The 24,767-nt window shown below is 74.2% G+C and carries 21 protein-coding genes and 1 pseudogene; 9 read left to right on the top strand and 13 right to left on the bottom strand.

All coding sequences use genetic code 11. The features are described 5' to 3' along the window. Positions 1-190 precede the first annotated feature (190 nt). Complete coding sequence (locus tag ABGB16_RS04295; protein ID WP_347666631.1) at positions 191-2,221, top strand: AAA family ATPase; 2,031 nt, start codon at positions 191-193, stop codon at positions 2,219-2,221. A 97-nt stretch (positions 2,222-2,318) separates the two neighbouring features. Then, the gene (locus ABGB16_RS04290; RefSeq protein WP_347666630.1) at positions 2,319-3,086 is read left to right on the top strand and encodes a VOC family protein; all 768 of its coding nucleotides are present in this window, start codon (positions 2,319-2,321) and stop codon (positions 3,084-3,086) included. A 7-nt stretch (positions 3,087-3,093) separates the two neighbouring features. Here the strand turns inward: ABGB16_RS04290 and ABGB16_RS04285 are convergent, their stop codons facing one another. From ABGB16_RS04285 to ABGB16_RS04270, 4 genes and pseudogenes are all read right to left on the bottom strand, one after another. After that, positions 3,094-3,876: an ABC transporter ATP-binding protein gene (locus ABGB16_RS04285; protein WP_347666629.1), complete on the bottom strand. Its 783-nt coding sequence runs from the start codon at positions 3,874-3,876 to the stop codon at positions 3,094-3,096. Further along, positions 3,873-4,952, bottom strand: coding sequence for an iron ABC transporter permease (locus ABGB16_RS04280; protein WP_347666628.1), 1,080 nt, complete (start codon positions 4,950-4,952; stop codon positions 3,873-3,875). The genes ABGB16_RS04285 and ABGB16_RS04280 overlap by 4 nt, the downstream gene beginning before the upstream one ends. A gap of 49 nt (positions 4,953-5,001) precedes the next feature. Continuing rightward, on the bottom strand, positions 5,002-5,937 hold the full coding sequence (locus tag ABGB16_RS04275; protein ID WP_347666627.1) for an ABC transporter substrate-binding protein: 936 nt from the start codon (positions 5,935-5,937) through the stop codon (positions 5,002-5,004). Between the two features lie 377 nt (positions 5,938-6,314). Further along, positions 6,315-7,625: pseudogene (locus ABGB16_RS04270) on the bottom strand (M14 family metallopeptidase); the annotation flags it as partial. Between the two features lie 208 nt (positions 7,626-7,833). Here ABGB16_RS04270 and ABGB16_RS04265 point away from each other — a divergent pair. Continuing rightward, a complete protein-coding gene (locus ABGB16_RS04265; RefSeq protein WP_347666626.1) occupies positions 7,834-9,174 on the top strand; it encodes a C39 family peptidase in 1,341 nt (446 codons plus the stop codon). Between the two features lie 48 nt (positions 9,175-9,222). On the opposite strand, the gene ABGB16_RS04260 is transcribed toward ABGB16_RS04265, so the two are convergent. The 3 genes from ABGB16_RS04260 to mqnE all read right to left on the bottom strand — a co-directional run bounded on the left by ABGB16_RS04260 (position 9,223) and on the right by mqnE (position 11,191). Continuing rightward, on the bottom strand, positions 9,223-9,504 hold the full coding sequence (locus ABGB16_RS04260) for a DUF4229 domain-containing protein (RefSeq protein ID WP_347666625.1): 282 nt from the start codon (positions 9,502-9,504) through the stop codon (positions 9,223-9,225). Positions 9,505-9,567: 63 nt separating this feature from the next. After that, positions 9,568-10,002, bottom strand: coding sequence for a hypothetical protein (locus ABGB16_RS04255; RefSeq protein WP_347666624.1), 435 nt, complete (start codon positions 10,000-10,002; stop codon positions 9,568-9,570). Positions 10,003-10,021: 19 nt separating this feature from the next. Then, complete coding sequence (gene mqnE / locus ABGB16_RS04250; protein ID WP_347666623.1) at positions 10,022-11,191, bottom strand: aminofutalosine synthase MqnE; 1,170 nt, start codon at positions 11,189-11,191, stop codon at positions 10,022-10,024. Between the two features lie 239 nt (positions 11,192-11,430). On the opposite strand from mqnE, the gene ABGB16_RS04245 reads away from it, so the two are divergent. From ABGB16_RS04245 to ABGB16_RS04230, 4 genes are all read left to right on the top strand, one after another. Beyond that, the gene (locus tag ABGB16_RS04245; protein WP_347666622.1) at positions 11,431-12,942 is read left to right on the top strand and encodes an NlpC/P60 family protein; all 1,512 of its coding nucleotides are present in this window, start codon (positions 11,431-11,433) and stop codon (positions 12,940-12,942) included. Between the two features lie 114 nt (positions 12,943-13,056). Next, positions 13,057-14,739, top strand: a complete 1,683-nt coding sequence (locus tag ABGB16_RS04240; RefSeq protein WP_347666621.1) for a hypothetical protein — start codon at positions 13,057-13,059, stop codon at positions 14,737-14,739. Positions 14,740-14,855: 116 nt separating this feature from the next. After that, positions 14,856-16,676 (top strand): DEAD/DEAH box helicase, encoded by a 1,821-nt coding sequence (locus tag ABGB16_RS04235; protein ID WP_347666620.1) that lies wholly within the window; start codon positions 14,856-14,858, stop codon positions 16,674-16,676. Positions 16,677-16,784: 108 nt separating this feature from the next. Then, positions 16,785-17,405 (top strand): putative glycolipid-binding domain-containing protein, encoded by a 621-nt coding sequence (locus ABGB16_RS04230; protein WP_347666740.1) that lies wholly within the window; start codon positions 16,785-16,787, stop codon positions 17,403-17,405. A 17-nt stretch (positions 17,406-17,422) separates the two neighbouring features. Here ABGB16_RS04230 and ABGB16_RS04225 read toward each other — a convergent pair whose 3' ends face one another. Genes ABGB16_RS04225 through ABGB16_RS04215 form a run of 3 tightly spaced genes read right to left on the bottom strand, consistent with a single transcriptional unit; the run spans position 17,423 to position 19,887 of the window. After that, the gene (locus tag ABGB16_RS04225) at positions 17,423-18,514 is read right to left on the bottom strand and encodes a PLP-dependent cysteine synthase family protein (protein ID WP_347666619.1); all 1,092 of its coding nucleotides are present in this window, start codon (positions 18,512-18,514) and stop codon (positions 17,423-17,425) included. Positions 18,515-18,524: 10 nt separating this feature from the next. Next, entirely contained in the window at positions 18,525-19,370 is an 846-nt protein-coding gene (locus tag ABGB16_RS04220) for an SDR family NAD(P)-dependent oxidoreductase (protein WP_347666618.1), read from the bottom strand. A 58-nt stretch (positions 19,371-19,428) separates the two neighbouring features. Continuing rightward, complete coding sequence (locus ABGB16_RS04215; RefSeq protein ID WP_347666617.1) at positions 19,429-19,887, bottom strand: Lrp/AsnC family transcriptional regulator; 459 nt, start codon at positions 19,885-19,887, stop codon at positions 19,429-19,431. 268 nt (positions 19,888-20,155) lie between these two features. Between ABGB16_RS04215 and ABGB16_RS04210 the strand changes: the two genes are divergently transcribed. Beyond that, positions 20,156-20,428: a BldC family transcriptional regulator gene (locus ABGB16_RS04210; protein WP_347666616.1), complete on the top strand. Its 273-nt coding sequence runs from the start codon at positions 20,156-20,158 to the stop codon at positions 20,426-20,428. A 234-nt stretch (positions 20,429-20,662) separates the two neighbouring features. On the opposite strand, the gene ABGB16_RS04205 is transcribed toward ABGB16_RS04210, so the two are convergent. Next, on the bottom strand, positions 20,663-21,292 hold the full coding sequence (locus ABGB16_RS04205) for a UbiX family flavin prenyltransferase (RefSeq protein ID WP_347666615.1): 630 nt from the start codon (positions 21,290-21,292) through the stop codon (positions 20,663-20,665). Between the two features lie 131 nt (positions 21,293-21,423). Between ABGB16_RS04205 and ABGB16_RS04200 the strand changes: the two genes are divergently transcribed. Further along, positions 21,424-22,380, top strand: coding sequence for a terpene synthase family protein (locus ABGB16_RS04200; protein WP_347666614.1), 957 nt, complete (start codon positions 21,424-21,426; stop codon positions 22,378-22,380). 10 nt (positions 22,381-22,390) lie between these two features. Here ABGB16_RS04200 and mqnP read toward each other — a convergent pair whose 3' ends face one another. Both mqnP and ABGB16_RS04190 read right to left on the bottom strand, forming a co-directional pair. Beyond that, on the bottom strand, positions 22,391-23,302 hold the full coding sequence (gene mqnP / locus ABGB16_RS04195) for a menaquinone biosynthesis prenyltransferase MqnP (protein WP_347666613.1): 912 nt from the start codon (positions 23,300-23,302) through the stop codon (positions 22,391-22,393). Further along, positions 23,302-24,762 carry a menaquinone biosynthesis decarboxylase gene (locus ABGB16_RS04190; protein WP_347666612.1) on the bottom strand — a complete coding sequence of 487 codons (1,461 nt, stop codon included), beginning with the start codon at positions 24,760-24,762 and terminating at the stop codon, positions 23,302-23,304. The genes mqnP and ABGB16_RS04190 overlap by 1 nt, the downstream gene beginning before the upstream one ends. Positions 24,763-24,767: the final 5 nt, after the last annotated feature.

Raw genomic sequence — 24,767 nt, 5'->3', positions numbered from 1 at the left:
GGTCCCGACCAGGTCACCCGCACCGCCTCGGCCGGAAATCCGGTCGCCCGCCACCGGGCCGCGGCGTAGGATCGAACGCCGCGCGAACTCCGCGCGCCCCTTCTCCCACCGGGCACAGCCGACACCTGCCGACGGAGCGCCGGGCGGCCCAGGTCGACCGATCACACGAACGCACCGGAAGGCCGCTCGGATGGCCCTTGCCGCCCAGAACGACGCCACCGCTGGTCACGACCTCGACGACCAGCTCACCGCCGAACGCGAGCACCTGGCCACCTCCCGGGACGCCCTGCGCCGGATGCGGGAACGCGCCGAGGCGCTGTACGCCACCGGCGACAAGGTCGCCGGCGACAGGTACACCGCCGAGCAGCTCGGCCGGCACATGGCCCGGCGCGTCGCCGAGCTGGCCGACGACCCCACCACGCCGCTCTTCTTCGGCAGGCTGACCTTCGCCGACGCCCGATACCACGTCGGTCGGCGGCACGTCACCGACGACCTCGGCGAGCCGCTGGTGCTGGACTGGCGGGCCCCGATCTCCCGGTCGTTCTACCGGGCCAGCGCCCGCGACCCGCAGGGCGTGTCGGTCCGGCGCCGGTTCGGGTTCAGCGCCGGCGCGCTGACCAGCTTCGAGGACGAGCACCTGGACCGGGGCGAGGAGCTGGGCACGGCCAGCCGGATCCTCACCGCCGAGATCGAACGCCCCCGCGTCGGCCCGATGCGGGACATCGTCGCCACCATCCAGCCCGAGCAGGACGAGCTGGTCCGCGCCGACCTGGCCGACTCCATCTGCGTGCAGGGCGCCCCGGGCACGGGAAAGACGGCCGTCGGCCTGCACCGGGCGGCGTACCTGCTCTACCTGCACCGGGAGCGGCTACGCCGGTCCGGCGTGCTGATCGTCGGGCCGAACCGGGCGTTCCTGTCGTACATCGCGGCGGTGCTGCCGGCGCTCGGCGAGGTCGAGGTCGAGCAGGCGACCGTGGAGGACCTGATCGCCCGGGTGCCGGTGCGCGCGGTCGACGACCCCACGGTGGCGGCCCTCAAGCACGACGTGCGGATGGCCGAGGTGTTGCGCCGGGCGGCCGAGGGCGGCATCGGAACGCCGACCGAGCCGATCATGGTCTCCGACGGGTCGTTCCGCTGGCGGATCGGGCTGGAGCCGCTGCACCGGGTCGTCGAGGAGACCCGCCGGGAGGGGTTGCCGTACGCCACCGGCCGGGAGCGGGTCCGGGCCCGGGTGGTGAGCCTGCTCCAGCGCCAGGCCGAGGCGCGCCGCGCCGAGTCGCCCAGCGACGCCTGGCTGCGCCGGATGGGCAGGTGCCGGCCGGTGACCGAGTTCCTCGACGCGGTCTGGCCGGCGCTCACCCCGGAGGGGCTGGTGCACACCCTGCTCGCCGACCCCGCGGCGCTGGCCGCCGCGGCCGACGGCGTGCTGACCGAGGCCGAGCAGGCGCTGCTGACCTGGGCGAAGGCCGCCCGCACCCCGAAGGCGACGAAGTGGACGGCCGCCGACGCGCTGCTGATCGACGAGGCGGCCGGGCTGCTCGAACGGCCCGCCAGCTTCGGGCACGTCGTGGTCGACGAGGCGCAGGACCTCTCCCCGATGCAGTGCCGGGCCATCGCCCGGCGCAGCGAGCACGGCTCGATGACCCTGCTCGGCGACCTGGCCCAGGGCACCGCCCCGTGGGCCGCGCGGGACTGGCGGGAGTCCCTGGCCCACCTGGGCAAGCCCGACGCGGCAGTGGTGCCGCTGAGCGTCGGCTTCCGGGTGCCCGCCGCCGTGGTGGCGTTCGCGAACCGGCTGCTGCCCGCGCTCGCGGTCGACGTACCGCCGGCCGAGTCGCTGCGCCGCGACGGGGCGCTGGACGTGCGTACGGTGACCGACCTGCCCGCGGCGACGGTGGCCGAGGTGCGCGCGGCGCTGGCCCACGACGGCTCGGTCGGCGTGATCGCCGCCGACGACGCGGTCGCGGGCCTGCGCGCGGCGCTGGCCGACGCCGGGGTCGACACCGCGACCGCCGACGACGTGGTGGCCGGTGCGCGGGTCACCGTGGTGCCCGCGACGGTGGTGAAGGGCCTGGAGTACGACCACGTCGTGGTGGTCGAACCGGCCGCGATCATGGCCGCCGAGCCGCGCGGCCTGCACCGGCTGTACGTGGTGCTCACCCGGGCGGTCTCCCGGCTCGCCGTGCTGCACACCGCCCCGCTTCCCGAGCCGCTGGGCTGATCGGATTGCCCGAATCCGCCCCGGCCGGGTAGGCGGCGATGCCAGGATGCCGGCAGGGCGTCCGTCCCGGGTCGCCACCTGCCGAGGGGGGTCATCCGTGAGCAGCGTCCCGCCGGGTACGCCGTGCTGGACCGACCTGGCCACGCCCGACCTGGCGGGCGCGCGGCGCTTCTACCCGGAGCTGTTCGGCTGGACCGAGCGGGTCGCGCCGCAGCCGGAGGCCGCCGGCTACACCACGTTCCTGAGGGACGGGCGGGCGGTGGCCGGCGCCGGACCGCCCGCCACGCCGGACCAGGTGCCGATCTGGTCGACGTACGTGGCGACCGACGACGCCGGCCTGGTCAGCACCCGGGTGGCGGAGGCCGGCGGGCAGGTGCTGGTGGCCCCGTTCGACGTCTTCGACCAGGGGCGGATGGCCGTGTTCGCCGACCCGGCCGGCGCGGTGTTCAGCGTCTGGCAGCCGATGGCCCACCGGGGGGCCGAGGTGTTCAACGTGCCCGGGGCGATGAGCTGGAACGAGCTGATCACACCGGACCCGGAGGGCGCGAAGGTCTTCTACGAGCTGGTCTTCGGCTGGCACCCGGAGGAGCAGTCGGCGGAGCCGGTGACGTACACGGGGTGGCGGCTGGGCGATCGGATCGTCGCCGGGATGATGCCGCCGCTGCTGGCCGACGACTTCCCGGACGACCTGCCGGCGTACTGGGCGGTGTACTTCGCGGTGGCCGACGCGGACGCCACCGCCACCCGGGCGGCCGAGCTGGGCGGGACCGTCCTCGTCCCGCCCCGCGACACCTCCCAGGGCCGCGTCGCCGCGCTGCGCGACCCGCGGGGCGCCCTGTTCTCGGTCATCGCGCTCCCCGGCTGAGGACCGATCACCGGGGGCGGACCGGGACGACGAGCGGGCCGTGCTCGCCGGGAAGGACCCGGACGGAGGCGCGGTAGTGCCTGCTCAGCAGCTCCTCGGTGAGCACGTCGCGCGGCGGGCCGGCCGCGACGACCCGACCGGCGGCGAGCAGGACCATCCGGTCGGCGTACTCGCCGGCGAGGGAGAGGTCGTGCATGGTGGCGAGCACGGTGAGGCCGTGCTCGCGGCGCAGCTGGTCGACCAGCTCCAGCACCTCCTGCTGGTGGCCGATGTCCAGCGCGCTCGTCGGCTCGTCGAGCAGCAGCAGGGTGGCGCCCTGGGCGAGCGCCCGGGCGAGGAACACCCGCTGCCGTTCGCCCCCGGACAGGGTGGCCAGCTCCCGGCGCGCGAAGCCGCCCAGGTCCAGCCGGTCCAGCACCTCCCGCGCGGCGGCCAGGTCGGCGGCGGACTCGCGCCCGAGCGGCGGGACGTACGGGGTCCGGCCGAGCAGGACGTAGTCGAACACCGACATGCCGGCGGGGACGACCGGGGACTGGGCGACGGTCGCCACGACCCGGGCCCGGTCGCGGCGGCGCAGCGCCTCGGCCGGCGTACCGAACAGGGAGATGGCACCCGGCGCGGGCAGCAGGCCGCCGACGGCGCGCAGCAGGGTCGACTTGCCGGCGCCGTTCGGGCCGATCACGGCGACCCACTCACCTGCGGCGACGGTCAGGTCGACGCCGAACAGGATCGGCGTCCGGTCCAGGCTGACGTGCAGGTCCCGCACCTCGACGGCGGGCGCCCCGGTCATGTCAGCACCCGCCGGGCGGTGCGCAGGACCAGGACGAAGAACGGGCCGCCGAGCAGCGCGGTGACCACGCCGATCGGAACCTCGGCGGGGGCGGCGGCGGTCCGGGCGACCACGTCGGTCAGCGCCAGGAACGCCCCGCCGAACAGCATGGACAGCGGCAGGATCACCCGGTAGCTGGCGCCGGCGAGCAGCCGCACGGTGTGCGGGACGATGATGCCGACGAAGCCGATCAGCCCGGACGCGGAGACCGCCGCGGCGGTGCCGAGCGAGGCGGCGGCGATCAGCAGGTACCGGGACCGCTGCGGGTGCAGGCCCAGGCTGGCCGCCTCGTCGTCGCCGACGGAGAGCACGTCCAGCTCGCGCCGGTGCAGCAGCACCACCAGGGCGGTGAGCAGGAAGTACGGCAGGACCAGCCGGACGTCCTGCCAGCCGGCGGTGGCCAGCCGGCCGAGCAGCCAGGAGTAGACCTGCTGGATGCTGTCGGAGTTGCGCTGGAGCAGGTACGTCTGGCCGGCGGAGAGGAACGCGGACACGGCCACCCCCGCCAGGATCAGGGTGGCCGGGGATCGGCCCCGCCCGCCGGCCGCCCCGAGCAGGTACGTCATGGCGACCGCCCCGAGCGAGCCGGCGAACGCGGCCAGCGGGATGGTCAGCGGCAGCCCGCTCAGCGCGCCGCCCGCCCCGGCGCCGAGGGCGATGACGGCGGTGACCGCGAGCCCGGCCCCGGCCGCCACCCCGAGCAGGTACGGGTCGGCCAGCGGATTGCGGAACACGCCCTGGTAGCAACCGCCGGCCAGGGCGAGCAGCCCGCCGACGAGCAGCCCGAGCACCACCCGGGGCAGCCGCAGTTCGGTGACGATGGCGATCTCGCGCTCGGTGAGCCCGCTCTCCAGCCGTACGCCGGGCAGCAGGTTGAGCAGTTCGGCGGCGACGCTGCCGGGCGGCAGGCTGACCGGCCCGAGCGACACGCCGGCGACCAGCGCGACCAGCACCGCGGCGACCCCCACGGCCAGCCAGCCGGGCCGGAGCCCAGCCGGCCGGCCCGTGGGGGAGTCGGCCGTACGCGTCTTCGACACCGGGGTCAGCGTCCCTTGGCGGGGGTCACGCCGGGCCCCTTGGCGAGGGTCACGCCGGCACCTTGGCGACGGCGTCGACGACGGCCCGCAGCAGCTCGACGACGCGCGGGCCCCAACGCGAGGCGATGTCGTCGTCGAGGGCGACGATCTGGTTGTTCTTGACCGCCGCGATGCCGGCCCAGCCGCTCCGCGCCTTCACCGTCTCCGCGGACTGCTGGCAGCACTTGGTGTCGGCCAGGAAGACGAAGTCCGGGTTGGCCTTGACGATGACCTCCTGGGACAGCTGCGGGTAGCCGCCGTTCTTGCCGTCGGCGTCCGAGGGGTCGGCGATGCTCTCCAGGCCGGCGAGGGCGTAGATCGAGCCGATGAACGTCTTGCTGGTCACGCTGTACAGCTCGGGGCCCAGCTCGTGGTAGTAGGTCAGCTTCTTCGACCGCTGCGGCAGGTCCTTCGTCAGCTTGGCGATCTCGTCCTTCATCCGCGCGGTGACGTCGGCCGCCTCGGTCGCGTGGCCGGTGAGCGTGCCCAGGTCGGTGATCTGCCGGTAGGTGTCCTCCAGCGTGGTCGCGGCCGGAGTGAGCAGCACCGGGATCTTCAGCGTGGTGAGCTGGTCGACGATCTTGTTGGTGTCGTTGGAGAGCACCACCAGGTCGGGGCTCTTGGCGGCGATCGCCTCGGCGTTGGGCTGGAAGCCGGACAGGTCGCTCTTCGGCGCCTCCGGCGGGTAGTTCGAGTTGTTGTCCACGGCGGTGACCTGCTTGCCGGCGCCGATGGCGAAGAGCATCTCGGTCGCGGACGGCGAGAGCGAGACGATCTTCTCCGGGCGCTGCTCCAGCGTCAGGTTGCCGACGGTGGCCGGGAAGGCGGCGCCGGCCGAGCTGGCGCCGGGCTCGGGAGCGTCGGCGGTCTTCTCGGCGCAGGCGCCGAGCGCGAGCGCGGCCGCCGCGAGGGTCGCGGCGAACAGCCGGGGGGTACGTCGGAACACTTGTCCTCCTGTCGGTCGAGGAGCGTGGTGCTTCGCCGACAGGAGCCGCGTCGCCGGGCGCCCGTCCGCGAGGCGCCCTTCCTCGAAGGCGCGTGTCGCGACCGCGCCGCAGGCGGCCTGGCTCGTCTCCCACACGCGACGGCGTCGGCCGCTCGGCCGACGCCAGGGTCGGGGCCGACCCTCGCGGGCCGACGTCCGCGCCCGCCCCGGTGGGGGGCGGACGCCGCTGGGGCATCACAGTTGCGGGACAGCGCCGGGTTCGCACCGGCTTCGCTGCGGGCTGGTCGCTGCCACGGTAGCGCACCCCCCGGCCGCACCTCGCCGACGTGGGGCCCGTCCCGCGTCAGCGCGGGCCGGGCCCCACCGGCGTCCGGTCAGCAGTACTGGGTCTGCTTGTTGATGACCCGGTACGGGCAGTCGGCGTACTCGGAGAGCAGCAGCACCGCCTCCCGGTTACGGGCGGTCTCCCGCGAGATCACCTCGTCGGGCGGGTAGAAGCCGCCGCCGAAGGACGAGCTGGGGTACATCTCGAAGGTGTACGCCCAGATCTTGTGCGCCCCCCACATCCAGTCGAGGCTGTCGCCGTCGGTGATGTAGAGGTCGCTGGACTGCTCGGGGGTGTAGCCGTTGGTGGCCGCCATCCGCTGGCCGAGCGTGGCGAAGGTGTTGTACTGGTCCAGCGTCATCCCGGTGGGCGTGTTCGCCGTGGTGTAGCCGAACGGCCAGAGCACCAGCTCCGAGTACGTGTGGAAGTCGATGTTGGCCTTGAGCTGCTGCACCCCGCCGACGACCCGGCTGTTGACGAAGTTGCGCAGCGCCTGGGTCTCCGGCGCGGAGAAGGCGAACGGGCCGCGGTAGGTCTCCGACGACGTGGAGCCGGACGAGCCGCCGCAGCAGCCCCAGTTGTAGCCCCAGTTGCGGTTGAGATCGGTGCCGACGTACGACGAGCCGCTGTTGGGCTGCCGGTTCTTCCGCCAGGACCGGTACGAGCCGGTGGCGATGTCGTACTCGCTGCCGTCCGGGTTGACCGTGGGGACGATCCAGATCTCCCGGGTGTTGACGATGTTGGTGATCCGGGTGTCGGTGCCGTAGTTGTCGGTGAAGAGGTTGAGCAGGTAGATCGCCATCTCGACGGTCAGGTGCTCGCGGGCGTGCTGCTGGGAGTTGAACAGGATCTCCGGCTCGCTCTCGTCGGTGCCGACGTTGTCGGAGATCTTCACGGCCATCAGGTCGCGGCCCTCGTACGACCGGCCGATGCTGGACTTGCGGGCGATGGCCGGGTGGTCGGTGACCACCTTGTTCACCGCGGCGGTCAGCTCGGCGTAGTCGTGGTAGTTGGAGTCGGCGGACGGGAAGCCGTACGTGCCGACGTCGCCGGGGGCCGGCAGGGCCTCCTTCTCCAGCTTGAAGCCGAGCCGGGTGATCGCCGCCGCCTCGGCGCCGGTGGCCGTGACATGCAGCTTGCCGTGCTCGACGTAGTCGATGGCCGCGCCGGTGCGGGCCACCGCGTTGCGGTCGGCCAGGGTACGCGGGCCGAGCACCCGGTACGGGGCGGAAGCCGAGTCGGGGGCGGGGTCGGGGGCGGGTCGCGCGGAGACCGGCCCGGTGGCCACGGTGACGAGACCCAGGCCGGCGGCGGCGGCGAGCACCAGCGCGCGACGCAGGCGGACGGGGGCGGGGAAGCCCATGGACAACCTCCTCTGGGCACGGGGAGATCCCGTTTGGTGATGAACACTTCACCACCCGTCACATGGTCATATCAATATCCTTCATTGTCCAATCCATCCCGACCCGATCCTCCCGGCGGCAATCATTTTCCATCCGGGAGCATCTGGCGAAACTTCCCGCCGAGCGGGATAGTGGCCAGCAATGATGCCGTTTCCCTGGGGAGCTGCCATGGCCATGAGATCTCTGCGCGCGGTCGCCATCGCCGGCGTCACCGCGCTCACCCTCGCCGGCACGTCCGTGCCGGCCCACGCCGACAACAACCTGCCGGTCGTGGCGCACGACGAACAGATCACCTTCCAGGAGTGGTCCACGTACCCCGACTGGCACGCCGGGGAGCACCGGGGCACCCAGGCCCTCCCCGGCCACCGCACGGGGATCACCATCGACCGGCCCGCCGGCACCACCGAGTTCACCGACGAGCACAGCGGCGCCACCGGGACCTGGGAGTACGCCACCTGGACCTCGCCCGAGACGCAGGTCGGCTTCGACGCGACGGAGCTGGTCGCGTCCTGGAACGCCGACACCCCGGCCGGCACCTGGCTCCAGGTCGAGCTCCAGGGCACCTACAACACGGGCAACCGGACCCCGTGGTACGTGATGGGCCGCTGGGCCTCCGGCGACCAGGACATCAAGCGGGCCACCCTGGACGGCCAGGGCGACCCCTGGTCGACCATCTGGACGGACACGTTCTCCATCGACGACGCCGACGCCGGGGTGCTGCTGCGCTCGTACCAGCTGCGGCTCAGCCTGTACCGCAAGCCCGGTCAGGCCGCGTCGCCCCGGGTCTGGATGCTCGGCGCGATGAGCTCGAACGTGCCCGACCGGTTCACCGTCACGCCGAGCCAGGGCGGGATCGCGTGGGGCACCGAGCTGCCCGTGCCGCCGCGCTCCCAGATGATCCACCGCGGCAAGTACCCGGAGTGGGGCGGCGGCGGGCAGGTCTGGTGCAGCCCGACGTCGACCACGATGGTGCTGGAGTACTACGGCAAGCTGCCGTCCGCCGGCGACATGTCCTGGATCACCCCCGGCTACACCGACCCGCAGGTCGCCCACGCCGCCCGGATGACCTGGGACAGCGAGTACGAGGGCGCCGGCAACTGGCCCTTCAACACCGCGTACGCGGCTACCTTCCCCGGCATCGACGCCCGGGTGACCCGCCTGCACTCGCTGGACGAGGTGGAGCGCTTCATCAAGGCCGGCATCCCGGTGATCACCTCGCAGTCGTTCCTCGCCGAGGAGCTGGACGGGTCGAACTACGGCACCTCCGGCCACCTCTTCGTGATCGTCGGCTTCACCGCCGACGGTGACGTGATCGTCAACGACCCGGCGTCCTCCTCGAACGCCGAGGTCCGCAACGTCTACAAGCGCGAACAGTTCGAGCAGATCTGGCTGCGCACCAAGCGCTACCGGGCCAACGGCACCGTCGCCGGCGGGTCGGGTGGCATCGCGTACCTGATCAAGCCGGACAACCGGCCGTGGCCGCAGATCCCCGGCTCCACCAACTGGTAGTCGCCCCGAAGGTCGACCGTGGCGCCGCCGCCCCCGGCGGCGCCACGGTCACCGCCCGTCGTCGGCCGGCCGCTGGTCCGGCTGTTCGTCCTCGCCGGCCAGCGCGGAGCGCAGCCGCTCCTTCTCGGCACGGCGCCGCTCGGCCGCCCCGGCCATCTCCTCGGCCATCTCGTCCCGCCAGCCGCGGAGCAGGAAGAACGAGAGGGCGGCGGAGAACACCAGCGCCAGCATCAGCTTCAGGAAGATGTCCATCTCGACCGGCCAGAGCGCCGCGATGATCACCACGAACAGCCCGATCCGGCCCAGCGTGTACTTGACCGCCGCGCTCACGTTCCCTCTCCGTTCTCCGCCCGGGGCGGAAGGTTCGGCCGAGCCCGCCCCGACCGGCGTCGTTCAGCCCGTCCGGCGGGCGAGCCAACGCACGCCATGAAACCAGACCGTCCCGTACAGCAGCGTGAACGCCGCGGCGGCCAGCCCGCCGGAGAGCAGCGGCGGCAGCCCGGCGACCTGGCCGATCGCCAGCATCCCGCCGAGCACGGCGACCACGCCCGCCACGAGGGCCGCCGCCACCCGGGCGAAGCCGAACTCCCAGGCTCGGAAGTCCTCCCAGAACAGCCACGCGGGCAGGATGATCGCCAGCCAGCCGTTGGCCCGGCCGAACTCGCCCGCCCCGACCGTGGCGAAGCCCCAGTCGAACACCAGCAGGGCCAGCATCCCGATCACCACGCCGGCGAGGCCGACCCCGAGCAGGTCGCCGTACGCGACGATCCGCCCCTCGGCGTCCCGCCGGGGAAACCCGCTCTGACTGCGCTGCCCTTGCTCGCTCACGACGTCACGCCGGGCCGGCTCAGGCCCAGACCTGCTGCGGCTCGGCGCGCCGCTCCGCCGGCGACGGGGCGGCGTCGTACTCCCGGACCACCTCGTAGCGGGTGTTGCGCTCCACCGGCCGGAAGCCGGCGTCCCAGATCAGGTGCAGCAGGTCGTCCCGGTGCATGGTGTTCGGGGTGCCGTACGAGTCGGCGTCGTGGGTGATCTTGTATTCCACGACGGAACCGTCCAGGTCGTCCACGCCGAAGTTCAGCGAGAGCTGGGCCACCGACAGGCCGTGCATCACCCAGAAGCACTTCACGTGCGGGACGTTGTCGAACAGCAGCCGGGAGACCGCGAACGTCTTCAGCGACTCGGCCGGCGAGGCCATCGTCGTCCGGGCCTGGATCCGGTTGCGGATCTTGCCGTCCGCCGAGTCCACGAAGTCGTGCTGGTAGCGCAGCGGGATGAAGACCACGAACCCGCCGGTCTCGTCCTGCAGCTCGCGCAGCCGCAGCACGTGGTCGACCCGGTGCCGGGGCTCCTCGATGTGGCCGTAGAGCATGGTCGACGGGGTCTTCATGCCCTTGGCGTGGGCCAGCCGGTGGATGCGCGACCAGTCCTCCCAGTGGCAGGCGTGGTCGACGATGTGCTGGCGGACCTCCCAGTCGAAGATCTCCGCGCCGCCGCCGGTGAGCGACTCGAGCCCGGCGTCCATCAGCTCGTCGAGGATCGCGTCGGCGGGCAGGCCGCTGATCTTCTCGAACCACTGCACCTCGGTCGCGGTGAACGCCTTGAGCTTGACGTTCGGCAGCGCCGCCTTCAGCTCGCGCAGCACCTTCGGGTAGTAGCGCCAGGGCAGGGTCGGGTGCAGGCCGTTGACGATGTGCAGCTCCGTGAGCTGCTCGTCCTCCATCTCCTTCGCCTTGCGGACGGCCTCGTCGATGCGCATCGTGTAGGCGTCCTTCTCGCCCGGCTTCCGCTGGAAGGAGCAGTACGCGCACGACGCCGAGCAGACGTTCGTCAGGTTCAGGTGCCGGTTGACGTTGAACATGACCCGGTCGCCGTTCAGCTCGGTGCGCCGGTGGTGGGCCAGCCGGCCCAACCAGGTCAGGTCGTCGCTGGAGTAGAGGGCGATCCCGTCCTCGCGCGTCAGCCGCTCCCCCGCGTACACCTTCGCCTCGAGTTCGCGCTTGAGTCCGGCGTCCATCGAAAGCCACGTCCCTTCCACCTGTGGTCCGGGTCGAGCGTACGTCGGATCGGCGACCGGCCCCTCGCCCGGTCGGCCGCAGCGACGTACTTCACCGGTACTCTCAGCCGGTCGTTACCCTCCGCGCATCGACATCGTTGCCTCGGTGCGGTAAGACAGGTGGGGCGGGCCGCACTTCGCCGGCGCGCACCGTGCCGCGTGGCAGTGGCGCGGCTGGACCACGCCGGACGGGGAGCGGAATGGTGCAGAGCGGGCAGGGACGACGACGGCAACGACGGTGGCGGCCGCTGATCTCCCCGGTGCTGCGGCCGGCGCTCTGGTCCGCCCTGCTCAGCGCGGTCGCCGCCGCGGCGATCGCCGCCCCCGCGTACGCCGAACCGCCGCTGCCCAACGTCGTGCCCGACACCGGGTCCCGCCCGGTGGCCGTCGGCGGCGTGCAGCTGCCCGGCGCGAACGGTCCGGGCGGGCTGACCGGCACTCCCGGCCCCGGCGCCCCCGTGTCGCCGCTGGGCAACGGCCCGCTCGCCATGGCCATCGCGGCCGCCGAGGCCCAGGTCGGGCTCCTCGGCGACCAGTTGCTCGGGCTGCGCCAGCAACGCACCGAGGCGGAGGCCCAGCTCGCCACCGCCGACCGTGACCTGAAGACCGCCCGCGACAACCTGGCCCGGGCGCAGGAGGGCGCCGACGCCGCCGCGGCCGCCGCGCTGAAGGCCGCCGCCGCGCTGCCGCCCGGCGAGTTCGCCCGGGACCTGCACAGCCTCAGCATGCTCCAGCAACTCAGCCGGGGCGAGCAGGCCGACGGGGCCACCACCGCCGCCGCCGGCGAGCTGAGCCGGGCCCGCGCCGCCGAGCAGATCGCGCACCAGGCGTGGACGGCCGCCGACACCCGGGTACGCACCGTCCGGGAGCAGTACGCCGTCGTGGAGAAGTCGCTCCACGAGCAGGAGGCGAAGCTGGTCAAGCTGCGCCGGGACAACGCCGAGCAGCTGATCGAGCTGGAGCGCCAGCAGGAGGCGGCGGAGCAGCGGCTCGGCGAGTCGTACGTCCAGGGCCAGAGCGCCAACGGCCTCGTCGCGCACCCCACCGCGCTGGCCGCGGTCCGCTACGCCCTGGCCCAGCTCGGCGACTGGTACGAGTGGGCCGCCGAGGGGCCGGACACCTTCGACTGCTCCGGTCTGGTGTACGCGGCGTACCGGTCGGCGGGCTACTACGGGCTGCCCCGGGTCTCCCGCGACCAGTACTACGCCACCCGCGCCCGCACCGTGAGCCGGGACGCCATGCTCCCCGGCGACCTGATCTTCTTCGCCTCCGGCAGCAGCTGGACGACCATCTACCACATGGGGATGTACATCGGCGGCGGCAAGATGGTGCAGGCGCCCACGACCGGCCAGCGGGTGAAGATTTCCCAGGTCGCCTGGTCCCGGATGTACGCCGCCACCCGGGTCGTCGGGGCGGTGCCCGCCCCGGCCACGCCGACCCCCTCGCCGACGACGACGAAGCCGCCGCAGCCGAGCCCGAGCGCCAGCGTTCCCGCGAAGCCGAGTCTGCCCACGAGGCCGGTCCCACGGCCGACGACCGCGACGCCCGCGCCCACCGGGTCGCCGACCGCGGCACCGTCCACCTCGGCGCCGAGCCCGTCGTCGTCCAGCGAACCGCCGGCGGAGTCGGAGTCACAGTCGCCGACGCCGGCCGGGACGTCCGGCACCCCCGTGCCGAGCCCGTCGCCGAACCCCTCGACGAGCCCCAGCTGACCGCAACCGTCCACTCCGGCTGTGCGGCCGGGCGGGGATGTGGCACCGTGACACGGAGACACCTCTGGCCCGACGCCGTGGCCGGAGGGGCGAGCGTGGGCACGGAGGGCGACCATGGGCGAGCAAGACGTTCCGCTGCGGACAGCCGACTCCGGCCCCGCCGACCGTACGACCGGCCCGGCCGAGGCCCTGCTCGCCGGCGGTTCGGCTGACCGTCCGCTGACCGCCGGGGCGTCCCAGGACGGCCGGGCCGAGCCGGCCGGGCGCGCCTCCGTGCCGGCCACCGCCGCCTGGGCCCGAGCCAGCGTCGCCACCGTCACCGCACGACCGGAAGGGGTGGCGCTGCCGGCCACCGGCGGGGGTGGCACCACGTACCGTGCCGGCGCGCCGGACACCGCCCAGCCGCCAGCTCCGGACGCGGTCCCGGCGTCCACACCGGCTGGGTCCGCCGACACGGCCAGGTCAGCGGCACCCGGTGGCGCGGCCACCCCAGCCGTCCCGGCCCAGCGAGTCGGCGCGGCCAGTGCGGCCCGGGCCAGCGCCTCCGTACCGGGCCTGCGCGTCTCCACCCCCGAGGCGGACGGGGCCGCCGGGCGGGTGGCCGGCGGCACCAAGGTGTACCGGTCGGCCCCGGTGAACCCCGAGCCCCCGGAGCCGGCCCGGCCCCCGGAGCCCGCCGAGCCGCCCACGCCGCCCACCCCGGAACCGGAGCCCGCCCCGGCGCCGCATCCGCCGTCGCCCGCGCCTGCCCCCGTACCGCCCACGCCGCCCGTGCCCGGCCCCGTACCGCCCACGCCACCCGTGCCGCCCACGCCGCCGGTGCCCGGCCCCGTACCGCCCACGCCACCCGTGCCAGGGCCCGTCCCGCCGTCGCCGCAGCCGCCAATCCCCGAGCCGGCGCCGCCGTTGCCCGGGCCGCACCCGCCGGGTCCGCTGCCGCCGCCCGGCCCCGGTCCCGTGCCACCCAGCCCACCGCCGGTGCCCGGTCCGCCCAGCCCGCCGCCCGCGCCGCCGGTACCGCCGGCACCACCGCCGCCCGCACCGAGGCCGGCCCCGCCGTTCCCGCCGCCGCCGATGACCGCGTCGGCGCAGGCACCGACCTCACCGGCGCCGGTCGTTCCGGCGCCGGCGCTGCCCACCTGGCCGCCGCCCGCCAGCCCGGCCACCCGGCACGACCCCACCCCCGGCATGGCTTCGGCCACCTCCGGGCGGCCCACGACGTACGGCGCCTCCCCCACCGTCGCCTGGTCGACCAGCAGCACGCCCACCGCGCACGACCCCACCCCCGGCACGGCCCCGGCCAGCCCCGGTTCCACGACGTACGGCGCGTCCCCCACCGTCGCCTGGTCGACCAGCAGCACGCCCACCGCGCACGACCCCACCCCCGGCACGAGCCCGGCCAGCCCCGGTTCCACGACGTACGGCGCGTCCCCCACCGTCGCCTGGTCGACGCCGCCGAGCGGCGGAGCCTCGCCGGTCCACGCCCCGGCCTGGGGTTCCGGCGTCCGGCCGGATCCGGCGTCGGTGGACCTGGCCAACACCGCGTACGACACGGACGGGCCCGGGTTCGCCACGGTCGCCCTTCCGACCGGCGGCGCGGCGGAAACTTCCGGCTCGCTGACCGGGCACATCCTGGCGCAGGGCTGGGCGGACTCGCCCACGCCCCCGTCCAGCACCCGGAGGGTGGTGGTCGTCCTGGTGGCGTCGCTGATCCTGCTGGTCGCGATCGGGCTGCTCGTCGTGCTCGTCGCCGGGGACGCGATGCACGGCATGATGGGCGGACTCATCGACGGCTGACGCCGGCCCGACGCGGAGGTGAGCCCGCCCACTACCGTCCGACGGTCAGGTGGCGGGTTCGCCGCGCCGCCGTACACTTGTAGTGATCACTGACCCGGCGCGTGTGTTGCGCGTCCATGGGCGGTCTTGCGGGCGATTCGGCGGCGTTCAGCTGCGGCAGGCCATCGCGAAGATGCGCCCCGCTCGAAAGGCATTTCTTGACCACCTTTGCTGATCCCAGCACGTTCCCGTCCGTTTTCGACGCCCCGACCGGGGAGAACGCCGACACCGCCCCCGCCGAGGCCGTGGGCGCCCCGACCGGCGGAAGCGCCGACACCGCCCCCGCCGGGGCCGTGGACGCCCCGACCGGGGCGGCCCGGATCGACGAGGCCGACGCGACGACCGACACCGACACCGACTTCGCCGGGCTCGGGCTGCCCAGGCCGCTGGTCCGGGCGCTCGACCGGCAGGGCATCACCACCCCGTTCCCGATCCAGCGGGCCACCGTCCCGGACGCCCTGGCGGGGCGGGACGTCCTCGGCCGGGGTCAGACCGGCTCCGGCAAGACCCTCGCCTTCGGCCTGCCGGTGATCGCCCGGATCGCCGACGGCGGGCGGGCCCGCCCGCTGCACCCGAGGGCCCTGGTGCTGGTGCCCACCCGGGAGCTGGCCATGCAGGTCAACGACGCGCTCATGCCGCTCGGCAAGGCGGTCGGCGTGTTCCTCAAGACCGCCGTCGGCGGCGTGCCGTACGACCGGCAGATCGACGCGCTCAACCGGGGCGTGGAGGTCGTCGTGGCGACGCCGGGACGGCTGGCCGACCTCATCGCCCGGGGCGTCTGCCACCTGGACGACGTCGAGGTGACCGTGCTCGACGAGGCCGACCAGATGGCCGACATGGGCTTCCTTCCGGAGGTCACCGAACTGCTGGCGAAGACCCCCGCCGACGCCCAGCGGCTGCTGTTCTCGGCCACGCTGGACGGTGACGTCGACTCGCTGGTCAAGCGGTTCATGACCGACCCGGTCACCCACTCGACCGCACCGCCGACCGCCGCGGTGTCCACCATGGACCACCACCTGCTGCTGATCCCGCCGCACGACAAGTTCGCCGTGGCGGCGTCCATCGCGGCCCGGGCCGGCCGGACCATGATCTTCGCCCGTACCCAGCTCGGGGTGGACCGGCTGGTCCAGCAGCTCGCCGCGGTCGGCGTACGGGCCGGCGGGCTGCACGGCGGCAAGACCCAGCGGATGCGTACCCGCACCCTCGCCGAGTTCCGTGAGGGCCGGATGAGCGTGCTGGTCGCCACCGACGTGGCGGCCCGGGGCATCCACGTCGACGGGGTCTCTTTGGTGCTGCACGTGGACCCGCCGAAGGACCCGAAGGACTACCTGCACCGCGCGGGGCGTACCGCCCGGGCCGGCGAGTCCGGCGCGGTGGCCACGCTGGTGCTGCCCAAGCAGCGGCGGACCACCCTCGCCATGCTGGAGAAGGCCGGCGTCGAGCCGGCGCAGACCCGGGTCCGGGCCGGCGACCCTGCCCTGGCCGAGCTGACCGGCGCCCGCGAGCCCAGCGGTGTCCCCGTGCGCGACGAGCCCCCGGCCCCGCGCCGGCACGTCGACCGCCCGTCCGGCCCGCGCCGCTTCGCCGAGCGGGACGGGCGGGGCGAACGACGGTACGCCGACCGGCCGGCGGGCGACCGCCGTTCCGGTGATCGCGACGATCGCCGCTTCGCCGACCGCGAGCGGCACTACGGGAACCGCGACGAGCGGGGCGAACGGCACTACGGGGACCGCCCGCACGGCGAGCGGCGTTTCCCCGAGCGGGGCGAGCGGGGCGGCGACCCGCGTACCACGGGGGACCGGCGGGGCGGCTTCCGCCCGGAGGGGCGCGGCCGGGACGACCGGCCGCGCGAGGACCGGCGCGGGTTCGGCGGACGGCCGCCGGCGCGTACCCACTGATCCCGCACGACACCCGGAACGCCGCCGCGGAGCCCGCGCTCCGCGGCGGCGTTCCCGCATGTGCTGCCGGTGACGGGCCGGCGGCGTAACGTCCGGTTCATGGCGACCATGCCGAAGTCGATCTTCTGGACCCGGACGGACACGGCCGGCGCGGAGCACGCGGCGCTCGACGAGGGCGGTGGGCTGCGGGCGCGGGGCGTCGCGCTCGCCGTCGACCCGGTCCCGTACACCTGCCGCTACCAGCTGACAACCGGCCCGGACTGGGTCACCACCCGGCTGGAGGTGGAGGCGGAGGGTGCGGGCTGGCAGCGCGGCGTACTGCTGGAGGCGGGCGACGGGCGGTGGCGGGTGACCGCGTCGGAGCAGGGCAACCTGGACGCGGCGCTGCGGGCGGCCGGGCGTCCCCCGGCCGGGCTGCCGGGCACCGACGACCCGGGCCGGCTGGTCGACGCCGTCGACGTCGACCTCGGCGGTTCACCGCTGTTCAACATCCTGCCGGTACGCCGGCTCGGGCTCGTCCCGGCGGCACCGGAGACGGCCCGCCGGGTCACCGTGGCGTGGGTGCTGGTGCCCAGCCTGGCGGTGGTCGCCGCCGAGCAGGTCTACACCGCCCTCGGCCCGGGGCGGATCCGCTTCGCCAGCGACACGTTCACCGCCGACCTGGACGTCGACCCGGACGGCTGGGTGATCCGCTACCCCGGTCTCGCCGAGCGCGTCGATCCGCGCTGACGCGGTGCCCGCTCCTTTCACTCCGGCCAGGCGCCGGTGGCGAGGAATCGGTCGATCGTGGCCAGGTGCGGGGCGAGGTCGAGGCCCTGCTCGGCCATCCAGTGGTCGTCGTAGTACGTGTTGGCGTAGCGGTCCCCGGGGTCGCAGATCAGGGTGACGATCGAGCCGGTACGGCGCTGCGCGAGCATCCCGGCGATGAGGCCGAACGCCCCCCAGAGGTTGGTGCCGGTGGAGCCGCCGACCCGCCGGCCCAGCAGGGCGGAGCCGGCGCGCATGGCGGCCAGCGACGCGGCGTCGGGCACCTGGACCATCCGGTCCACCACGGCGGGCAGGAAGGACGGCTCCACGACCGGCCGGCCGATCCCCTCGATCCGGGAGCCCCGGCCGGTGCGCGCCGACCAGTCGCCCGCCTGCCAGGCGGGGTAGAACGCCGAGTTCTCGGGATCGACCACGCAGAGCTTGGTCGGCAGCCGACGGTACCGGGTGTACCGGCCGATGGTGGCGCTGGTGCCGCCGGTGCCCGCGCCCACCACGATCCAGGCCGGTACGGGGTGCCGCTCCAGCGCGAGCTGTGCGTAGATCGACTCGGCGATGTTGTTGTTGCCCCGCCAGTCGGTGGCCCGCTCGGCGTACGTGAACTGGTCCATGAAGCGGCCGCCCGTGTCCTCGGCCAGCCAGCGCGCCTCGACCACCACCTTGGCCGGGTCGTCGACCAGGTGGCAGCGCCCGCCCTGGAACTCGATCTGGGCGATCTTCTCGGGCGACGTGGACGCGGGCATCACCGCGATGAACGGCAGCCCGAGCATCCGGGCGAAGTACGCCTCGGAGACCGCGGTCGAGCCCGAGGACGCCTCGACGATCGTCGTCTCCGGGCCGATCCAGCCGTTGCACAGCCCGTACAGGAACAGCGAGCGGGCCAGCCGGTGCTTGAGCGACCCGGTGGGGTGCACCGACTCGTCCTTGAGGTAGAGGTCGATCCCCCACTCCCGGGGCAGCGGGAAGGGCAGCAGGTGGGTGTCGGCGGACCGGTTGGCGTCGGCCTCGACGGCGGCGATCGCCTCGGTCACCCACGTGCGCCGGGCCTCGTCGCACCGGTCGAGAGAAGTCACGCCGGCAACGTTACAAGCGAGGAGGACTCGCGTCCGGTCGGACCCGGCGGGCCTGCCGGCGCTGGCCGGCCCGCCCGACGGCCCGCACCACCGGGGTGAGGGCGAGGGCGAGGCGGGGAAAGGCGTCGAGGAGCCGGACCTGGGCACCGCGCCAGCGCGGCAGGCTGACCACCGGGCGCGGGCGGCGGGCCAGCCGCGCCGCCCGCGCGGCCACCCGCTCCGGCGTGAGCAGCGACCCGGTGAAGGAGGCCGCGGCCCCGGCATCGTCGAGCTTGTCGTGCAGCATCGGCGTCCAGATCCCGTCCGGGCACAGGCACGAGACGTGTACGTCGCGCACGCCGGCCGCCCGCAGGTCGGCCAGGGTGCCGAGGCTGAACGCGAGCAGCGCGTGCTTGCTCGCCGCGTAGACCGTCTCGCCGGGCGGCGCGATCAGCCCGGCGAGGGAGACCACGTTGAGCACGTGCCCGTGGCCCTGGTCCCGCATGACCGCCAGGGCGGCGAGGGTCCCGGCCATGGCGCCGAGCGCGTTCACCTCGACGAGCCGGCGCCGGGTCGACGCGTCGTGCGTCCACGAAGGTCCGGTGGCCAGGATGCCGGCGTTGTTCACCCAGAGCCCGAGCCCACCCGGCCCGCGCCCGGCCGCCTCGGCCGCGACGGCGGCGCAGGCGGCCTCGTCCCGGACGTCGAGCCGCCGGGACCAGCCGCCGAGCGGGGCGGCCACGGCGGCCACCGCGTCCGCGTCCACGTCGGTGAGCAGGACGGGCCAGCCGTCGGCGTGCAGCGCGGCGGAGATCGCCCCGCCGAGTCCGCCGGCCGCCCCGGTGACCACGGCCGCACCCCGCGGTGGGTTCGTCATCGCCGCACCGTATCCCTGGGAGACGGGACGAAGCCACCAGCCGCGGGGACGAGCCCGGTCAGGCGGACGGCGGCTCGATCGGCTGGGGGCGGTTCTCCCACTTCGTCGACAGGGCGATCCCCGTCCGGGTGGAGGCCACCCCCGGCGTCCGGTTCAGCCTGACGATCAACTGCTCCAGCTCGGCGATGGTGCCCACCCGGGCCTTGAGCAGGAACGACTCGACCCCGGCCATGAAGTAGCAGGACTCGATCTCCGGCATCCGCCGGAACGCCTCCAGCACGTCGTCGGTGTCCCCGCCGGAATCCTCGACGATGCCGATCAGCGCCGTCACGCCCAGACCGATCGCCTCGGGCTCCACCTCCGCCCGGTACGCCCGGATCACCCCGCTGGACTCCAGCTTGCCGACCCGCTCGTGCACCGCCGGGGCCGACAGGCCCACCTGGCGGGCCAACTCGGCGTACGAGAGTCGGGCGTTGCCGCGCAGCAGCTCCACGAGGCTCAGGTCGATCGCGTCCACGTCCTGTGACCCTAGTCGTTCGCGCGTAACGTTCGGCATTCGGTTCACGTTGCACATGACAGCGGGTGAGAGTCCCCGGACGAGGCGTACAGAGGGAGCAGCGCCGGTACCATTGACTAACTTCCCACTCAGTGCGTTTTTCGCGTTTGGCGGACAGGCCAGGTCGCTGGTGCTGTAATTGCCATACGTCCCTCATGACGGCTCTGGGCTCGCACCGGCCGGGGGCAGTGTGTTCAGCCGGGGGCTTCGTCGACGCGAGGAGGGGGCTGTGGACACTGGAGATCGCCTGCTGACACCGGGTGAGGTCGCCGCGCTGTTTCGGGTTGACCCGAAGACCGTGACCAGGTGGGCAGCGGCCGGCCGGATAGGCAGCATCCGCACTCCAGGCGGGCACCGCCGGTTCCGGGAATCCGAGGTGCGGGCCCTGCTCGAGGGGGAGGGCATGCTGGAGGAGACGGACGACATGGGCAGGTCCCGCAACGCCGGTCCGGCCACCTCCCCGGGGCCCGGCGGTGGCCCGGCCAACGCCGGAATGTACTGACCGGCCGGCCCCGCGCGGCGGCTCACCAGCCGGCTCACGCGCGGCGGCTCGGGCGCGGCCCGCGCCCGACTCACCCGGCTCTGGCGCGGCCCGCGCCCGACTCAGGCGGCTCAGGCGCGGCCCGCGCCCGACTCAGGCGGCTCAGGCGCGGCCCGCGCCCGACTCAGGCGGCTCAGGCGCGGCCCGCGCCCGACTCACCCGGCTCTGGCGCGGCCCGCGCCCGACTCACCCGGCTCAGGCGCGGCCCGCGCCCAGCTCGCCGGCCCAGCGCCGGAACAGGGTGTGCGGCACGCCCAGCGCGTCGAGCACCTTGCCGGCCACGAAATCGACGAGTTGCTGGGCCGAGGCGGAGGCCCCGGCGCCGTAGAAGCCGGGGCTCGCGGGCAGCACCACCGCCCCGGCGTCGAGCAGGGCGATCAGGTGCTCCAGGTGGCTGCGGGTCACCGGCGTCTCGCGGGGCACCACCACCACCGGCCGGCGCTCCTTGAGGTTGACCTCAGCGGCGCGCTGCAGCAGATCCTTCGAGAGCCCGATGGCGATGCCGGCGCAGGCCGCCGTGCTGGCCGGAACGACCGCCATCCCGCGTACCCGGTAGGAGCCGCTGCTGGGGCCGGCGGCGAGGTCGCCTGCGGGCCAGTGCCGCACGTCGTCGCCGGTCAGGTCGCGCCCGAGCCAGGCCGCCAGGTCGTCCGCCCAGTGGCCGTCGCGGAAACCCCGCCCGGTCTCGTCGAGGACGGTCAACCGGGCGGCCCGGGAGACGATCAGGTCCACCGGCTCGCCCGCGTCGAGCAGCCCGCGGATGACGGCCGCCGCGTACGGCGTACCCGACGCCCCGGAGACCCCCACCACCCATGGTTCGCGCATACGGTCCAGCCTGCCTGGTCGAACGAGGCCGCCGGTGGGCACCCCCGGCGGCCGGGCCGCCCGGGTTCCCCGCGCCCGGACCGACCTGCCATGCTGCCGGGGCAATCCCGCCACACGGGGAGGAATCGGTAATGACCGACGGGGTGCTGTGGTCGCTACGCTCCGACTGCCCGATTCCGTCCCGGCTGTCGCCGTACGCCGACCGGGTGCAGCGGTGGCTCGACGGGCAGTTGCCCGGCCTCGGCCTGCCCCTGGACGGCCCGGCCCTGGACCGGCTGTCCCGGGCCGCCTTCGCCCGGTACGCCGGCCGGCTCTATCCGGGGGCGACCGAGCCCGACCTGCGCTCGCTGGCCACCCTGTTCACCTGGTTCTTCCTGGTCGACGACGCCTGCGACGGGCCGGGCCGGCTCACGCCGGAGCAGATCCGCGCGCTGCGCGACGGGGCGCTGGCGCTGCTGCGGGAGGGCCCCCGCGCCCGTCATCCGGGGCTCACCGGCCCGCTGCGTCGGCTGCTGGTCCGGGCGTGGCGGGAGCCGCGCCGCCGGATGCCCGCCCGCTGGCGGCTGCGGTTCGCCGACGCGGTCGGCCACCACCTGCACGGCGCGTGGCGGGAGGCGCTGGACAAGGCCGCCGGCCGGCCGCCGGACGTGGCCGGGTACGTCGAGCTGCGCCGCGCCACCTCGGCCGCGTACGTGTCGTACCCGCTGATCGAGTTCGTCGGCGGCCGGCCGCTGCCCGACGCGGTGTACCACCACCCCGCCCTGCGCCGGCTCGCCGACGCCGGCAACGACCTGCTCTCCTGGTACAACGACATCGCCTCGCTGGAGCGGGACCGGGCCACCTCGGGCGGGCACAACCTGGTGCTGGCGCTGGCCGCCGAGCACCGCGTCCCGGTGGCCGAGGCGGTCGACCTGGCCGCTGAGCGCTGGCGGGCGACGATGCGCCGCTTCGTGGTGCTGCGCGCGGCGGTGCCGTCGTTCGGCCCGGCGCTGGACGAGGCGGTCACCATCCACCTCGACGGGGTGGCCGACGCCGTCCGGGGCACCATCGACTGGACCCTGGAGAGCGCCCGCTACGCGGTGCGGTGAGGGGCGCGGCTCAGGGGCGCAGGCCGAGGCGGACGACCAGGTCGAGCAGGGCGAAGACGAACAGCGCGATGCCGACGAACCCGTTCGCGGTGAAGAACGCCCGGTTGACCCGGCTCAGGTCGGTCGGGCTGACCACCAGGTGCTGGTAGCCGAACGCGACGGCCGTCAGCGCCAGCCCGATCCACCAGAGCCAGCCGAACCCGATCAGCGCCCCGAACCAGATGAACAGCGCGAACGTCACCACGTGCGCCACGGTGGAGGCGTGCAGGGCGAAGCGCAGCCCGTACCGGGCCGGAACGCTGTGCACCCCGATGGTGCGGTCGACGTCCGCGTCCTGGCAGGCGTAGATCAGGTCGAAACCGCCGATCCACAGGCCGACGGCCGCGCCGAGCAGCCAGGCCGGCCCCGAGCCGGCGAGGGTGCCGGTGACCGCGAGCCAGGCGCCGACCGGGCCGACCGCCTGGGCGACCGCCAGGATGGCGTGCGGCCAGTTGGTGAACCGCTTGCCGTACGGGTAGAGGACCAGCGGCACCACCGCCAGCGGCGCGAGCACCAGGCAGAGCGGGTTGAGCAGGGCGGCGGCGGCCAGGAAGACCACCAGCGCGACGGCCGCGCCGGTCCAGGCCGTCCGTACGCTCACCGCCCCGGTGACCAGCTCCCGTCCGGCGGTACGCGGGTTCCGCGCGTCGATCCGTCGGTCGAGGATCCGGTTGGCGGCCATCGCGAACGTCCGCGCCCCGACCATCGCCACGGTGATCAGCAGCAGGTCCAGCCAGCGCACCCGCCCGCCGTGGACCTGCATCGCGGTCAGCGCCGACAGATACGCGAACGGCAGCGCGAAGACCGAGTGCTCGATCGCGACCAGCCGGAGGAAGGACTTCACCCGGCCCGGGCGTTCGACGGGCTCCAGCACGGCGGTCATCAGAGCCCGTACTCCTTCCAGCGCTTGTCGACCAGGGTGGCGACCTCCGGCGACATGGTCATCTCCTCCGGCCAGCCCCGGGTGTAGCCCTCCGCCGGCAGCTTCCGGGTGGCGTCGACGCCCGCCTTGCCGCCCCAGAACTGCTGGTACGACGAGTGGTCGAGGTGGTCGACGGGCCCCTCGGTGAGCAGCAGGTCCCGGGCGTAGTCGACGTTGCCGAACGCGCGGAACGCGACCTCGTGGTAGTCGTGCACGTCGCAGTCCTCGTCGACGATCACGATCAGCTTGGTCAGCGACATGAGGTGGGCGCCCCAGATCGCGTTCATCACCTTCTGGGCGTGCTTCGGGTAGCGCTTGCGGATCGAGACGATCGCGCAGTTGTGGAACACCCCGGCGGCCGGCAGGTCGTAGTCGACGATGTCCGGAATCAGCAGCTTGAGCAGCGGCTGGAAGATCCGCTCGGTGGCCTTGCCGAGGCCGTGGTCCTCCTGTGGCGGCTTCGAGGTGACGATCGAGTGGTAGACCGGGTCGCGCTGCATGGTCATCGCCTCGACGTGCAGCACGGGGAACGGCTCGACGGGCGTGTAGAAGCCGGTGTGGTCCCCGAACGGCCCCTCGGGCAGCCGCTCCCCAGGCTCCAGGTAGCCCTCCAGCACCACCTGGGCGTGCGCCGGCACCTGGAGCGGGACGGTCACGCAGTCGACCATCTCCACCCGCTCGCCGCGCAGGAACCCGGCGAACAGGTACTCGTCGATGTCGCTGGGCAGCGGCGCGCTGGCCGCGTACGAGACGACGGGGTCGCAGCCGATCGCCACCGCGACCGGCAGCCGCTGCCCCAGCCGCTCGGCCACCGCGTGGTGCGCGGTGGAGTCCTTGTGGATCTGCCAGTGCATCCCCAGCGTGTTGCGGGAGTGCTGCTGGAGCCGGTACAGGCCGAGGTTGCGCTTGCCGGTCTCCGGGTGCTTGGTGTGGGTCAGCCCGAAGTTGTGGAAGATCCCCCCGTCGCCGGGCCACACCTGCAGGCCGGGCAGCCGGTTCAGGTCGACGTCGTCGCCGCGGTAGACCACCTGCTGGCAGGGGGCGGTCTTCACCTTGCGCGGCGGCACGGACTTGAGCTGGAGCACCTTGCCCAGGCCCTCGCGGATGCCGGACCAGCCGACCGGCAGCTCCGGCTTGACCAGCGCGCCGATCCGCTGGCCGATCTCGTCCAGCGAGTCGACGCCGAGCGCCATCGCCATCCGCTTCTCGGTGCCGAAGAGGTTGATCGCCACCGGCATCTCGCCCCGGGTGGGCCGCTCGAACAGCAGCGCCGGCCCGTCGGCCCGCACCGTCCGGGTGACGATCTCGCTGATCTCCAGGGTCGGGTCGACCGGGACGCTCACCCGTCGCAGCTCCCCCGCCCGCTCCAGCGCCGCGAGGAAGTCCTTCAGATCGGTGTACGGGAAGCCACGAGCCGCCATGCCTG

This window comes from Micromonospora sp. B11E3 (genome assembly GCF_039871625.1).
Classification (GTDB): domain Bacteria; phylum Actinomycetota; class Actinomycetes; order Mycobacteriales; family Micromonosporaceae; genus Micromonospora.
This window is presented reverse-complemented; position numbering and strand designations above follow the sequence as displayed.